This is a genomic window from Alphaproteobacteria bacterium, assembly GCA_030739735.1.
In the GTDB taxonomy this organism is placed as follows: domain Bacteria; phylum Pseudomonadota; class Alphaproteobacteria; order UBA7887; family UBA7887; genus UBA7887.
In genome coordinates, this window is sequence record JASLYQ010000064.1 from 1 (window position 1) to 539 (window position 539).

General features: G+C 53.8%; 1 protein-coding gene. It reads right to left on the reverse strand.

What is annotated here, in order from left to right; translation table 11 throughout:
* Window positions 1-205: 205 nt before the first annotated feature.
* On the reverse strand, window positions 206-539 hold a 334-nt coding region (locus QF629_13085), incomplete at its 5' end, for a hypothetical protein (GenBank protein ID MDP6014451.1).

A 539-nucleotide genomic window follows, 5' to 3' on the forward strand; every position in this document is an offset into this window, starting at 1 on the left:
CCATGAAAACGATGGTTTCGACCGCACGAAACCAACATTTTCACATTTCCACTTACACCCTTTGGGACCCCTTTGGGACCCCTTCGGACCCCTTTTTGGTCACCTTGGGGTCACTTTGGGACACCTTGGGACCCCTTTGGGCCCCTTTTTGGTCACCTTGGGGTCACTTTGGCCCAACTTTGGCACCCATGGGTACCTCTGGATGTCAATTATATGAAAATTCCGCATCTTTTTGAGCTTCTGCTGCTGCTGCTTCTAGTGCTTCTGCTGCCTCTGCTGCTTCTGCTGCTTCAGCTACTTCTGCTTCTGCTTCTGCTTTGCTTCTGCTTCTGCTTCTGCTTTGCCAGGGTGAGGCGAAGCCGAGGCCGTTCTTAGCAAGGTCTGCTCTGGTCTGTGTGGGTTGCTTTGGGTTGCTGTGGGTGTGGCTTTGGGTTCCTGTGGGTTGCTGTGGGTTGCTTTGGGTTGCTGTGGGTTCCTGTGGGTTGCTGTGGGTTACTGTGGGTTGCTGTGCGCCGCTTTGGGTTGCTTTGGGTTGCTGT